General features: G+C 49.7%; 14 protein-coding genes. 11 read left to right on the plus strand and 3 right to left on the minus strand.

Going from position 1 to position 13207, the window contains the following annotated elements:
- The first annotated feature begins 13 nt into the window (after positions 1 to 13).
- The 6 genes from HW447_RS05880 to HW447_RS05905 all read left to right on the plus strand — a co-directional run bounded on the left by HW447_RS05880 (position 14) and on the right by HW447_RS05905 (position 4070).
- The gene (locus tag HW447_RS05880; protein ID WP_176254394.1) at positions 14 to 529 is read left to right on the plus strand and encodes an HD domain-containing protein; all 516 of its coding nucleotides are present in this window, start codon (positions 14 to 16) and stop codon (positions 527 to 529) included.
- Between the two features lie 90 nt (positions 530 to 619).
- Complete coding sequence (locus tag HW447_RS05885) at positions 620 to 1060, plus strand: divergent PAP2 family protein (protein WP_176254569.1); 441 nt, start codon at positions 620 to 622, stop codon at positions 1058 to 1060.
- Between the two features lie 10 nt (positions 1061 to 1070).
- Positions 1071 to 1622 carry a putative ABC transporter permease gene (locus HW447_RS05890; RefSeq protein ID WP_176254395.1) on the plus strand — a complete coding sequence of 184 codons (552 nt, stop codon included), beginning with the start codon at positions 1071 to 1073 and terminating at the stop codon, positions 1620 to 1622.
- 18 nt (positions 1623 to 1640) lie between these two features.
- Positions 1641 to 2264 (plus strand): Maf family protein, encoded by a 624-nt coding sequence (locus tag HW447_RS05895; protein ID WP_176254396.1) that lies wholly within the window; start codon positions 1641 to 1643, stop codon positions 2262 to 2264.
- Complete coding sequence (locus HW447_RS05900; protein WP_176254397.1) at positions 2257 to 3042, plus strand: HAD family hydrolase; 786 nt, start codon at positions 2257 to 2259, stop codon at positions 3040 to 3042. Before HW447_RS05895 ends, HW447_RS05900 begins: the two co-directional genes overlap by 8 nt.
- 62 nt (positions 3043 to 3104) lie before the next feature.
- On the plus strand, positions 3105 to 4070 hold the full coding sequence (locus tag HW447_RS05905) for a peptidylprolyl isomerase (RefSeq protein ID WP_243176222.1): 966 nt from the start codon (positions 3105 to 3107) through the stop codon (positions 4068 to 4070).
- Here HW447_RS05905 and HW447_RS05910 read toward each other — a convergent pair.
- From HW447_RS05910 to HW447_RS18105, 3 genes are all read right to left on the minus strand, one after another.
- Positions 4052 to 4249, minus strand: coding sequence for a hypothetical protein (locus tag HW447_RS05910; RefSeq protein ID WP_176254399.1), 198 nt, complete (start codon positions 4247 to 4249; stop codon positions 4052 to 4054). The two genes, HW447_RS05905 and HW447_RS05910, sit on opposite strands and share 19 nt — an antisense overlap.
- 3 nt (positions 4250 to 4252) lie before the next feature.
- Positions 4253 to 5437 (minus strand): RtcB family protein, encoded by a 1185-nt coding sequence (locus HW447_RS05915; protein WP_330589053.1) that lies wholly within the window; start codon positions 5435 to 5437, stop codon positions 4253 to 4255.
- Positions 5438 to 5834: 397 nt separating this feature from the next.
- Positions 5835 to 6611 (minus strand): collagen-like domain-containing protein, encoded by a 777-nt coding sequence (locus HW447_RS18105; RefSeq protein ID WP_279285663.1) that lies wholly within the window; start codon positions 6609 to 6611, stop codon positions 5835 to 5837.
- A 272-nt stretch (positions 6612 to 6883) separates the two neighbouring features.
- Here HW447_RS18105 and HW447_RS05925 point away from each other — a divergent pair, with 272 nt between their 5' ends.
- The 5 genes from HW447_RS05925 to HW447_RS05945 all read left to right on the plus strand — a co-directional run bounded on the left by HW447_RS05925 (position 6884) and on the right by HW447_RS05945 (position 13181).
- Positions 6884 to 7852 (plus strand): hypothetical protein, encoded by a 969-nt coding sequence (locus tag HW447_RS05925; protein ID WP_176254400.1) that lies wholly within the window; start codon positions 6884 to 6886, stop codon positions 7850 to 7852.
- Positions 7853 to 8016: 164 nt separating this feature from the next.
- The gene (secG, locus tag HW447_RS05930; RefSeq protein ID WP_176254401.1) at positions 8017 to 8268 is read left to right on the plus strand and encodes a preprotein translocase subunit SecG; all 252 of its coding nucleotides are present in this window, start codon (positions 8017 to 8019) and stop codon (positions 8266 to 8268) included.
- Between the two features lie 147 nt (positions 8269 to 8415).
- Entirely contained in the window at positions 8416 to 10599 is a 2184-nt protein-coding gene (gene rnr, locus HW447_RS05935) for a ribonuclease R (protein WP_176254572.1), read from the plus strand.
- 651 nt (positions 10600 to 11250) lie between these two features.
- Entirely contained in the window at positions 11251 to 12894 is a 1644-nt protein-coding gene (locus tag HW447_RS05940) for an ABC transporter transmembrane domain-containing protein (RefSeq protein ID WP_176254402.1), read from the plus strand.
- Positions 12891 to 13181 (plus strand): hypothetical protein, encoded by a 291-nt coding sequence (locus tag HW447_RS05945; RefSeq protein WP_176254403.1) that lies wholly within the window; start codon positions 12891 to 12893, stop codon positions 13179 to 13181. The genes HW447_RS05940 and HW447_RS05945 overlap by 4 nt, the downstream gene beginning before the upstream one ends.
- The last annotated feature ends 26 nt before the right edge of the window (positions 13182 to 13207 follow it).

Raw genomic sequence — 13207 nt, forward strand, 5'->3', positions numbered from 1 at the left:
AGGTAAGATGCCCATGGAGGACTTTGAAACAAATGTATATTTAACGGATCCGGAATACCTGGAGTGTGTGGCAGATATCCTGTCCCATCCGGTATTCCAGTCTATGGACCAGTACATACAGCACGGCACCACCACCTGTAAGATACACTGTATTCAGGTATCCTACATGGCGTACCGGCTGTGCAGGAGACTGGGAGGAAACTGGAGGAGCGCTGCCAGAGGGGGGCTTCTCCATGATTTGTTTTTATATGACTGGCATACCCATGCCAGAGAGACAGGTGAGCATTTTCACGGCTTTACCCACCCGCGCAGAGCGATGGAAAATGCGGTTCTCTATTTTAATATTACAGAAGAGGAAAAAAATATCATCCTGCGCCATATGTGGCCTCTGACGCCGGTGCCGCCGGCTACCAGGGCCGGCTACGCAGTTACCATGGCTGACAAGATCTGCGGCACAAGGGAAACGGCGGCGCGGGCAAAGGATTGGATCCTTATGTCCTTTATGGCACAGCCGGCAGGGCGGGGCTAGAATATCCCCTTTAAGAGGCCGGTAAATGAAAACACAGATAAACGCCCGAAGAAAGGGGAAAATAACCGCACCATGAATGTTTGGAACGAGATGCTTGGCAATCAGATCCTTGTAAGCGCCGTAGTGGGCTGGACGACAGCCCAGGTTTTAAAGACACTGATCGACTTTGCTTTAAATAAAAACTTCAACGCGGAACGTCTGGTAGGCTCCGGCGGTATGCCCAGCTCCCACTCTGCCACAGTATGCGGACTGACCACAGCCGCTGCACTGGAATACGGAGCAGGCTCCTTTGAGTTTGCCATATCGTTTGTCCTTTCCATGGTAGTCATGTATGATGCCATTGGAGTGCGCAGAGAGACGGGAAAGCAGGCAAAGCTGTTAAACTCCATTTTGATGGAAAATCCGCTTAAGCTTAATGCAGAGGTTCTTCAGGAAAAATTAAAGGAATACGTGGGCCATACGCCGCTTCAGGTTCTGGCCGGAGCTATCCTGGGAATCTGTCTGGCGCTTCTGTTAAACACATATTATTAAGAGGTGATCCATGAAACCTTATACCATGATCAACTGGTTTTTTATGTACAGTTTTTTAGGCTATCTTCTGGAATGCACGGTACTGAGTATTGAATACAGACGCCCCGTAGTGGACCGTGGCTTTGGCCATGGCCCCTTTTGCGTCATATACGGCTTCGGGGCGCTGGGGGCGATGTTTCTTCTGACGCCGGTAGCCGGGGATCCGGTGAAGCTTTACACGGCGTCCATGGTGATGGCTACTGTGATGGAACTTGTGACGGCTGCGGTGATGATTCGCCTGTTTGGAAGTTTTTGGTGGGACTACAGCACAAAGCCTTTTAATTACCGCGGCATTATCTGCCTGGAAAGCAGTCTGGCCTGGGGACTTTTAGGAATCTTTTTCTTCCATTTTCTGGATCGTCAGGTACGGCAGGCAGTGGGGCATATACCGGTAAAAGCCGGTCATGTTTTAGCCTGGGTATTACCGCTTTATTATCTTCTGGATCTTTTGTGGTGTATTCACCGCCGCCTGGGAGGGGAAGAGGATGAGAAGGAAACCGTGGGACGGCTGAAGGTATACTAAAGAAAGCAGGAGACAGATATGGAAATGACAGAATATTGGAAGGGACATCCGGTGGTGCTTGCCTCCGGTTCGCCCAGAAGAAAAGAGCTTTTAGAGCAGATCGGTATCCGGGCCAGGATATGTCCGAGTTCCCTGGAGGAGACCTCTGAGGCAGATACGCCAAAGGGACTGGTGATGGAACTTTCAGACGGCAAGGCGCGGGAGGTCGCGTCAGACTGTATGCCGGGAACCCTTGTGATTGGCGCGGATACGGTGGTGGCGCTGGACAATGAAATTCTTGGGAAACCAAAGACGCCTGAGCGGGCCGCGCAGATGATAAAAAGCCTTGAGGGGCGTGATCATCAGGTCTACACTGGTGTTACGGTACTTCTCTGTCTGGGAGAAGGCCGGTATCACAATACAACCTTCGCAGAATGTACCGACGTAAGCCTCTGGCCCATGACTCAGGAAGAGATCCTTGCATACGCCCAGAGCGGCGAGCCGCTTGACAAGGCGGGCGCTTACGGGATTCAGGGCCGTTTTGCCGCCTATATAAAGGGAATCCGGGGAGATTACACCAATGTGGTAGGGCTGCCTCTGGGGCGTCTGGTTCATGAGGTGGATGCTCTGCTGACAGAGAATGGAGGAACAGACAATGATTAAACTGATCGTGTCGGATGTAGACGGAACGCTGGTGCCTGACGGGTCAGCCGATTTAAATCCGGAGCTGTTTGATGTGATCGAAAAGCTGCGGGAAAAGGGAATCCAGTTCGCCATTGCCAGCGGACGGCCCTGGTCCAGCGTGGAGCATACCTTTGACCCGGTAAAGAAAAAGATATTTTATATTGCAAATAACGGCTCTTATATTGGCTGCTATGGCCGCAGCCTCTATACATACGCCATCGATAAGACCCTGGCAGACCGGCTGATTCGTTCCGTTCGCCGTCATCCGGAACTGGAGATTGTCTATGCCTGCGCCGGCGGAGATTATGTGGATTCCAGAAATGAAGAACTGGTACGCTGGCTGATTGACGGATATAAGTTTAAGCTGAACAGGGTGGAGGATCTTCTTGCCTTAGAGGAAGCTCCGGTAAAGATTTCCATTTACAAGCCTGAGGGTATTGAAGCTGCCACCCGTTTTGTTTTTGATGAATTTGGAGGTGAGCTTAAGCTGGCCTGCGCCGGAGATATGTGGATGGACTGCATGGCTTTCGGCGTCAATAAGGGGAGTGCGGTAAGGACTATTCAGGAGTGTCTGGATATTCGGCCTGAGGAGACAATGGTCTTTGGCGATCAGCTGAATGACCTGGAAATGCTGGATCAGGCTTATTACAGCTTCGCTGTGGCAAACGCCAGAAAAGAGGTGCGGGACAGGGCCAGATTTCAGGCGGACACCAATGTAAACGACGGAGTTCTAAAGATCCTTAAGAATCTTTTGTAATAAGATGCTCTGTGGGAAAGGAGTCTGTATTGAACCAGAAAAGGAATAGCAGGGGGATGGGAATGTGGCGTCGAATCCTGTGTCTGGGACTGTGGGTTCTCATTGGGACCGCAGGGCTTACAGCCTGCAGCGGACAGGCCTCTTCCGGGCAGAGGAGTATGGGCTCTGTCACCGAATATACGCCAGGCCAGATCCGAATGGTGGCCGCTACGGAGCGCAACCGGTATCAGAACATCTATACCAGCCAGCTGTGGTCGGTTGCGGCTGACGGAGAGGGGAATACCTTTGAGACACTGCTGAAGGGGCAGGTTGAGCAGTTTTTGAAGGAGTTGGCTGTGGTGAACCTGCTTGCTGAGAAAAATGGAATCCAGCTTACCAGTCAGGAAAAGGATGCAGTTCAGAACCTGACGGACGAATATTATTCCGGCCTGACAAAAGGCGACCTGGACTATATGAAGGTATCAAAGGATGAGGTCTATGACCTTTACAGCAAATATTACCTGGCAGATAAGACGGTATCCCAGCTTACCAATGAGGAAGATCTGGAGGTGAGCGACGCGGAGGCCAAGGTAATCCACATCCAGCAGATCGAGACTGATACGGAGGAAAAAGCCCAGGAGGTTTATGAAAAGGCGACCCAGGAAAAGGCGGATTTTGCTGCTGTGGCTGCTAAGGAATCCCAGAACAGTCAGATTGAGTATGAGCTGGAATGGAGCGGGGATATGACGCCCTTAGAGCAGTCGGCCTTTTTCCTGGAACAGGATCAGATCAGTAAGGTTATTTCATATGAAGGAAAATATTATATTCAAAAATGCACCAATGCCTATGATAAAGACGCCACGGCTGCCCGAAAGATTAAGCTGCTGGAGGAAAAAAAGGCAAGGGCCTTTGACCAGATCTACACTCCCTTCAGCCAGACAAATCCTGTCCGCCTGAAGGAGGGTATGTGGGATGAGATGGATTTTTCGGGAGGTGAGGAGTGCACTGCGGATAACTTTTTCCAGCTGTATCACACATCGCGCCAGTGACAGGTTTTACCGGCGCGTTTTTCCAGATACAGCTTTTTTTTGTTAAGACAGCGGATCTTGGCTCGGGGTTGGTATTTTGAGCAGTGCTGGCAGCAGGTCTTGTGGCAGGCCTGGCGGCCTTTTTTGCAGAGCCCCAGTGCTTCGTAGTATTTACAGGGAATTTCTCTGTATTTTGCCATAAATCATCCCTCCCTTCCAGCCTTGAAATTATAGACAGGATGCAGGATCTGATCGATCTCTACAGTGTCTGAGACGGCGGCGCGTATTTCATCCATGGGTCGATAGGCAAAGGGGGACTCATCCAGAGTATCTTTGCTGATGCTGGGAGAATAAATCCCCTTCATCTCCTTTTTAAAGGCGGACAACGTGAAGTGCTTTTTTACATCCTCCCGTTTCATGATCCTTCCGGCGCCGTGAGGGGCTGAGAAGTTCCAGTCCTTATTTCCAAGTCCCTTTCCCAAAAGAACGCCGTCCCGCATATGGATGGGAATAATGACAGGCTCTTCTTTTCGGGCGGAAATGGCTCCCTTTCTTAAAATGGGGATGTTGCCTCTCAGATCCACATAATTATGCTGGCAGGAGAGAATGGATTCCGTTTTCCATTTCATTGCGCGGGTTAGTTCATCCAGAATGGATTCCCGGTTTAAAGCGGCAAATTGCTGAACTAACTGAAGATCGTGAAGATACTGTTCTTTCAGGGAGCCCTCCAGCCAGGTCAGTTCATAGGGCACGCGTACGCCTTTTTGTCTGAGGGCTTTCTGGCCTTCTCTCATATAGTATTCGGTAACCATTTTTCCTAAGGAGCGGCTGCCGGAATGAATCACCGCATAGAGAGCGCCGTTTTCATCCTCGTCAAGTTCGATGAAATGGTTGCCTCCGCCCAGGGTTCCGAGGCTTAATACGGCCTTGACCTCATCTATGCTGCGTCTGCAGTAAAATGCTTCCGGTCTGAAGGAGTCAGCAAAACGGTGCAGGTCGTTTCGTATCCGGGAGCCTGCGGGAATCCGCTCTCGGATCAGGGTGTCCAGCCTGGGAAAACAGTCTTTTCTGGCCTTGGAAGAAAGACGGGCCAGGGTGATGCCGCAGCCGATATCAATCCCCACTACCTGGGGCAGGATCCGACTGCCTACAGTGGCTGTAAATCCGATGGTTCCGACTTTGCCGGGGTGAACGTCAGGCATGACACGGATCTGGCTTCCTGTGAATGCTTCATTATCGCAAAGCGCCTGGATCTGTGCCAGGGCGTAAGGCTCAATGCCTGTTTTTTCATTGTTCGTGTGATAGATGACTGCAGATGTATAGCGTCCGTTTATGATTTTCATGATGATCCCTTTCTCTGCCGGGAAGTTTCGCCTGATAACAGGCATAAAAATACCTCGCAGCAGACAGAGGTGTGGGGATCGTAAGATATTGAGAATGGGATCCGAATTTGGATAATATAAAAGCGCAGATCAGCCCAATACCGGAAGGATCTCCAGACCTCTGATAAAATTTAAAGTTATGTTGCGGTTGTAAGTTGCTGTCATGGTTATCCTCCTTTCATCCGGGTCAATAGCTGCAAACAGTCGTGCTTCTGTTTTATGAGGCTATTATAGTGAGAAGCAGCGAAAATGTCAATGCCTGATAGAGCGAAGGAAATATGTAACTGTTCAGCCATGCCATTTTCTTAAGGGTTTGTTGGTCTTTCTGTGTGCTCTCCTTCTGTATGCGCCCTTATAAAGGCGGGAACACGTTGGGAGGTGTTCCCGCCTTTATAAGGGAATGTTATTCTTCCAGCAGCCCGGCTGCTCTTAAGTGGGCCAGCAGAAGATTAAACTGGGTCAGAATGGTGGTGCAGACGGCATCCTCTACTGGCGCCGCAGGAGTTACAACTCCCGAATCCCCGGCCGGAATGGTAAAGTTAAAAATAGCATCCGTATTCGTACCGGTGTTGGTAACGGCGGCATCTGTTCCGGGAGCTCCCGTGGCAACGGTTCCGATGGTAATAGTGGCAGCTTTTCCGGCTGCGCCGGTGGCCCCGGTATAGCCTCTGGGTCCCATTGGTCCAGTGGCTCCCGTGTCACCTTTGGGGCCTTGAGCGCCAGTGGCTCCGGCTGCTCCCGTATCCCCTTTGGGGCCGGCTGCCCCGGCTGCGCCGGTATAGCCTCTGGGTCCCATTGGCCCGGTGGCACCGGTTGTTCCAATAGGCCCCTGGGGGCCAACAGGTCCCTGCGGCCCTGCCGGTCCGACAGGACCTCTTGGTCCGGTGTCTCCGGTGAAACCTCTGGGTCCCATAGCCCCGGTGGCACCGGTGGGTCCGGGACAGCCCATGGGGCCTCTTGGTCCGGCTGGTCCCCGCCGGCAGCATCGGCAGCATTCTCTGTTCTGCCCTTCACAATTACACCTGCAGCATCTGCTGTCAGAACTCTGTGTGCCGCAGCCTCTGTCAGAAGTCTCCAGTCCGCTGTTTTCCCGGCTGACTGTTTCATTTTCAAAAGGCCCATCGGGAATATCCCCCATTCGGGCGTCAAGTTCCAGATCATCAGGATACTCAAAATACATAGTTGCACTCCTTTCTGTGTCTTGCGCTGTACCCTCCATGCATAGGAGTATGGATCCGTGCCTGCCGCTGCAGGCTGAATGCTCCTCCGTCCGCTTAATGTACTATATGCTTCATTGTCAGGTTGTGTGTCCAGGCTGTGCGAACAGGAGGGATGAGGCAGGGTACCGTGCGCAAATGTTGGGAAAATGGTTCGCAAACGCAAGGATCTGTGATATACTTACACAGGAATGGGTACAACACGCAGGATAAGAAATAAAAGGGGGAAATTACAATGACAGTAATAAAAAAACGCCTGTTTCATGGTATTATGGGAGCTATGGTTTTCTCAGCCCTCTGTGCGTTTCCGGCATTTGCAAAAGAGGAGCGGACGCCGGTGGGGCACATCCGTCTGAATATCAGCTCTGATATACAGGCAGGAGATGCAGGCGCTTCGATCGATGTGTCAGTGGAGGAGGGGAACTGTTCCCTAGAGAGCGCGGATTTCATCAATGAGCAGGAATATTGGGCCGGCGGCGTCCGGCCTAAGGTGGAAATATGGCTGGCGGCTGACAGCGACTGCTATTTTAAAAAATCGGGAAAAAGTACATTCACCTTTACAGGAGATGAGGTAAAATATGTGTCCAGTTCCACAAAATACGATAAAGAGCTGCTGCGCCTTGTAGTGTCTTTGGATGAACTGGATGAGGAGGACGAGGATCTGGATGTATCAGGTCTTGTGTGGGATCAAGACAATGCGATTGCTCACTGGGATCAGAACGGTATTGCAAAAAGCTATAAGGTCCGTTTGTACAGGGGAAAGGGCGGCAGTTCTTCTGAAAACCGAATAGGAGCAGTCTGCACAGTGGCAGAAAACAGCTTTGATTTTGCAGAGCAGATTCCCAAGGCCGGCAATTACTATTTTAAAGTAAGGGCCGTCGATATCAGAGGAAATGAGGGAGACTGGGTGGAATCACCCTGGTTTGAAGTAACGGATGCTGACCTGGCGGACTGGAAAGGCAGCTGGAAACGGGACGGCCGCGGCTGGTGGTTTGAAAACAGGGACGGTTCTTACCCAAGAGACTGCTGGCAGCTCATTGATTCCCGGTGGTATTTTTTTGACAGTGATGGGTATATGAAAACGGGCTGGATCTTCTGGAATGGAAAAGAGTATTTCTGTGATGAGTCAGGCGCTATGCTGGTATCAGCGGTAACGCCGGATGGATCTGCGGTGGGAGAGGACGGTGCCAGGCTTTTGCAGTGAGATCCATTGGATGTATGGGGCACAGGCTGCCGTATGAATCAGGATCGGAACAGGGATCCGGCGACAGACGAAATGGCGGAGCGTGAAAAAATCCTTGTATTTACAGAAAAAGTATGGTATAGTAGCTTTGTTTGATTATAAGAAAATGGAGAGAGGTACAGGTCATGGCAGTGATTCAGGTTATTTTATCGATCATATATGTGCTCCTCGGCGTTGCGATTTCTATCGTGATCCTGATGCAGGAGGGCAAGTCCAATGGACTGGGCGGTGCCATCGGCGGCATAGCTGAGAGCTATTGGAGCAAGAACAAGGGACGTTCCATGGAGGGCACACTGGAGCACTTCACAAGATACGGCGCCATTGTTTTTATGATCATCACACTGATCCTGAATATTCTTTTAAAGGTTCAGGGATAATAATACGGACACAGGACAGAGAAGAACACCTTTCATGTATCATCAATGAAGGGTGTTTTTTTAATCAGCTTTTGGCGTTGTTAAGGAAGAAACGCCGTACAGAAAAGAGGATACATGGAAAGAGAATTATTGGAACAGAGAAAGAAAATGCTCACAGAGCTTATGGACGAAAAGGCCTATGTGCCTATGAAAGCAAAGGAGCTTGCCATGCTGCTGGATATCCCTAAATCCCAGCGCGGCGAGCTTCAGGAGGTGCTGGATGAACTTACGGCAGAGGGTATCATTGGTATTTCAAAAAAAGGAAAATATGCGAAACCGGAGACCTTTTCGGTAAACGGCATCTTTGGGAGTCATCCGAGAGGCTTTGGATTTGTGACAGTGGAAGGAATGGATCAGGATGTATTTATTCCGGAGGAAAAGACTGGAGCGGCTCTTCACGGGGACCGGGTGCAGATCGTAATCACATCTGACGGGAAAAATGGCCGCAGACCAGAGGGGGCAGTGGTGCGGATTCTGGATCATGCCAACAGCCAGGTTGTGGGATATTACCAGAAAAATAAGACCTTCGGTTTTGTGGTGCCTGATAATCAGAAACTGACAAAGGATATTTTTATTCCTCAGGGCTGCGATCAGGGGGCGGTAACGGGTCACAAAGTAGTTGCGAAAATCACGGACTTCGGTAGTCAGGGAAAGAAACCGGAGGGGAGGATCGTTGAGATATTAGGCCATGTGAATGATCCTGGAACAGATATCCTGTCCCTGGTGCGGGCCTACGGGCTTCCAGAAGCATTTCCACAGGAGGTGATGGAGGAACTGGAGTCTGTACCGGATAAGCTGGAGATGGAAACGCCGGCAGGAACCGCCTTTTCAGGTCCGCAGGCAGTGTATCATCTGGATGATTTGAGGGAAAATCATACCTGGAAGGGTACTTATATGAGTCGTCTGGATCTTCGCAGCTTACAGACCGTTACCATTGACGGAGAGGATGCAAAGGATTTGGACGATGCAATCACCCTTGGGATGACGCCGGAAGGAAATTATATCCTGGGAGTCCATATCGCGGATGTAAGTCATTATGTAAGAGAGGGCAGCGCTCTGGATAAGGAGGCCCTAAAGCGGGGCACCAGCGTTTATCTGGTAGACCGGGTGATCCCTATGCTGCCTCACAAGCTGTCAAATGGTATCTGCTCTCTGAATGCAGGTACAGACCGGCTGGCGTTAAGCTGCATTATGGAAGTGGATCATCAGGGAAATGTAATGGATCACAGGATCTGTGAGACAGTTATCTGCGTGGATCGACGGATGAGTTATACGGCGGTTAATGGTATTTTGACAGAAAAAAAAGAAGAACTGATAGAGGAATATAAGGAGCTTTTGCCTCTTTTTGGGCGAATGGAGAAGCTGTCCTCTGTTTTGAGGGAGAGGAGAAAGAGGCGGGGAGCCATTGACTTTGATTTCCCGGAGAGCAAGATTCTTCTGGATGAAAATGGGCATCCCCTGGAAATCAGGCCTTATGAGCGCAATACGGCCACCAGGATCATTGAGGACTTTATGCTGCTGGCAAATGAAACAGTGGCAGAAGACTACTACTGGCAGTCCGTGCCGTTTTTATACAGGACGCACGATACGCCGGATCCCGAGAAAATGAAGCAGCTGGGAGTGTTTATCAATAATTTCGGCTATTTTATTCGGATGCAGCAGGGGGAGATTCATCCCAAGGAACTGCAAAAGCTCTTAGACCGGATTGAAGGAACGCCAGAGGAGCCGCTGCTTGCCAGGCTGACGCTGCGTTCTATGAAACAGGCAAAATATACCACCGAATGTTCCGGCCATTTTGGTCTGGCGGCCAGGTACTATACACATTTTACTTCGCCCATCCGGCGTTATCCTGATCTGCAGATCCACCGTATTATCAAGGAAGCTCTTTGCGGGGGCTTAAAAGAGAAACGTCAGGCACATTACCAGCTGCTGCTGTCCCAGGTGGCGGTACAGGCGTCGGTTCTGGAACGCAGGGCCGACGAGGCGGAGCGGGAGACAGATAAGCTGAAAAAATGCGAGTATATGGCAAGGTATGTGGGTGAAACCTTTGAGGGTGTGATCTCAGGAGTGGCAAACTGGGGCATCTATGTAGAACTGCCCAATACAGTAGAGGGGCTGGTTCATATCAGCGAGCTGCGGGATGATTATTATATATTTGATGAAACAAAATATGAACTTACAGGAGAAATGACAAAAAAAACCTACAAGCTGGGACAGCCGGTGCGTGTGATTGTGGCGGGAACGGATCGACTGCTGCGGACAGTAGATTTCGTACTTGAAAGGGAAAGGTAGGGAACTTTTTTATATTTTTGCCATATGAAATACTGAGTTTTTGTGATAAGCGAAAGGTAGATCATTGAAAATAATCATCTTTGTGATATGGCAAATAAGCCTCTGGAAGGGTGCTGTTTGAAACTGACTTCTACAGGCTTTTATGAAATGAGTAAAGTTTGCTGTGTCCTGCGGCGTTTTTCATCGATTGATTTTATTTCAGCAGCTCCGGTACGTTGCCTCGTCAGAGGAAATGTACCGGAGCTGCTGCTTTTTGAGTATCTCTTCACCGAATACATTCATAGAGATTTGATAAGGCGTGGGTCCTCCCAGCTTCTTCCTGGGAGCATTGTTTACCATGATCAACGGCCTTACGTATATCCCACTGTGTGAACCCTTCAAAAACGGTTCCTTTTGGTATGATCATACATTTGATATAATGTCCCTCCCTTAGCCGCCGCGTGGGAACAAAAGAAGGATACATGAAAAAACATGGGAATAACAAGGAATATATGAAAGCTTAAGTTCTGCATTTACGGAACTAAGTTCTGCTTGCCAAGTGAAGGGTAGAATTTAAATAAATAATTCAGGATTCAGATATTAGGAAAGATTGCGATTGCTTTTATTACCATAAATAGATAAAATGAAGAAAAAAGAGGAGTGTGCCCCCCGATGAAGCAATTTGACAGAGAAATCAATCACACCTTTAAGCCCATCCGAAAGATCCAGGTCATTGCGACGCTTATTTTTGTGGCGGAGATGCTGATCCGGTATGTGCTTTTGATGGAGATCCAAAGAACCGTTGACAGCCTTACGGCAGGGAATATCGGTATAACCCAGTCCTATATAAGGAACTGTCTGATCCTGGTTTTCTCATTCTTTTTTCTGAATTGTTTTTTCCAATACTGGTATCGGAAGCTGCAGTATACCAGCCATTATTCCCTGATGAAGCGGTTGTTTGGGCTGTCTATGAGAAAGGAATATTCATTTTATGAGCGCTTTTCTTCCTCATCAATCCTTACAATGGTAAAGGATGACAGCAAGTTTATTTCAGACTGGCAGAGTGTGGGGATCATAACCGTTGTTTTCAATGTCTGCTGCCTGATCCTGGCTTTTGGAGTGATGCTTTACTACAGCGTCTTGATCTCTATTATTGTATTTCTGATCGTCATGGCCTGCTTTCTGGGAACCCAGTATATCAGCCGGATTATTTCTGACCGGACCTATCAGCTTCAGGTTTCCAATACGGAGATCAGCACCGATATTGTGGAGTGTCTGGATGGGATCAAGGATATAAAGCAGTATAAAAAAGAAGGATTTTTTGATAAAAAGCTGTCGGATTTTATTGATGAATACCCCTTCCGATACAGCCGCAGTATTTCACGCTATTATTCTGCCTTTACCTCTACCTATGCCATGCTTGTGATCGCCATGCCGATTTTAACGGTGATCATCGGAGTGGGACTGGTGATGAAGGGCCAGCTTTCCATCGGCCAGCTGATTGCCATCTACGGAGTGGCCGGAACCCTCCAGGAGCCCATCCAGGTGATCCCGGATTATCTGAATAAGAGAACCCAGGCCCTGGCCATGCAGGAGAAAATAGCTCCGATTCTTAAAAAACAGGAAAGGGAGTATCAGACTTGCCAGCTGGAGTCTCTGAAGGAATTTTCATTTTCCTCCAGGTCCTTTACCTTCCCTGATGGAAAATCCATTCTCCATGATGTGGATTTTACTCTTTTAAGAGGAGAAGCGGGGATCGTGTCTGGGCCCAGCGGAAGGGGAAAAACCAGCCTTTTAAACCTGATCTCCCGTTTTTATGATACGGAGGGTCAGCCTGTATCCGTGGGATTTAACGGCATCCGGGCGGCCGGCATAGAGCCGGAGGCATATTACAGCCACGTCCTGCAGTCTCAGCAGACTCCCTATATTTTCCGGGATACGATTTTAAATAATATTACGCTGGGAGAGGCTTTTTCAGAGCGGGAGATCCACGAGGCAGTGGAGGCGGCCTGTCTGGAGGAGTTTGTGGAGTCTAAGGGGATGGATTACCTTATCGAGCAGAACGGGGAAAATATTTCCGGCGGACAGAAGCAGCGTCTGGGGCTTGCCAGGGCGCTGATCCGCAAGCCGGAGCTTCTTATGCTGGACGAGCCGGTGAGCGCGCTGAACCCGGAGCTGGCGGATACTGTGACAGAGCGGGTGGCAGAGTATTGCAGGCGCTGGAGAATGTCCCTTCTTATTGTTTCCCACAATGATTCCTTTGAAAAATACTATGAAGAAAAGCAGAATGGAAAGGTGAAAAAGATTTTTGTATGAAAGCAGTCAGAGGATTTCTGATCAGCCAGATCGGCTCCATCCTTGGCTCGGTAGTAACGGATTATGTGCTGAGCTGGTATATTACCATTGAGAGCGGGTCGGGACAGCTATGGGCTTTTGCTTGGGGGCATGGCCCTGCGGGCCGCGGCAGCCGGGGTCCAGAGTCCCTGTGCAGCCTTCTGGCTACTGTACATAGGGTCACAGTAAAAGATGCTGGTCCGCCGTCTATCCTGCCGACTCATTTCAAGGTTTTCCTGATCTCCGAATTCTCCGTCCCGGTCTGTTAAGATGACCGGGAAGAGAAATGTAAATT

Origin of the sequence: Enterocloster alcoholdehydrogenati, from assembly GCF_013282095.1 — a bacterium.
Taxonomy (GTDB): Bacteria; Bacillota; Clostridia; order Lachnospirales; family Lachnospiraceae; genus Enterocloster; species Enterocloster alcoholdehydrogenati.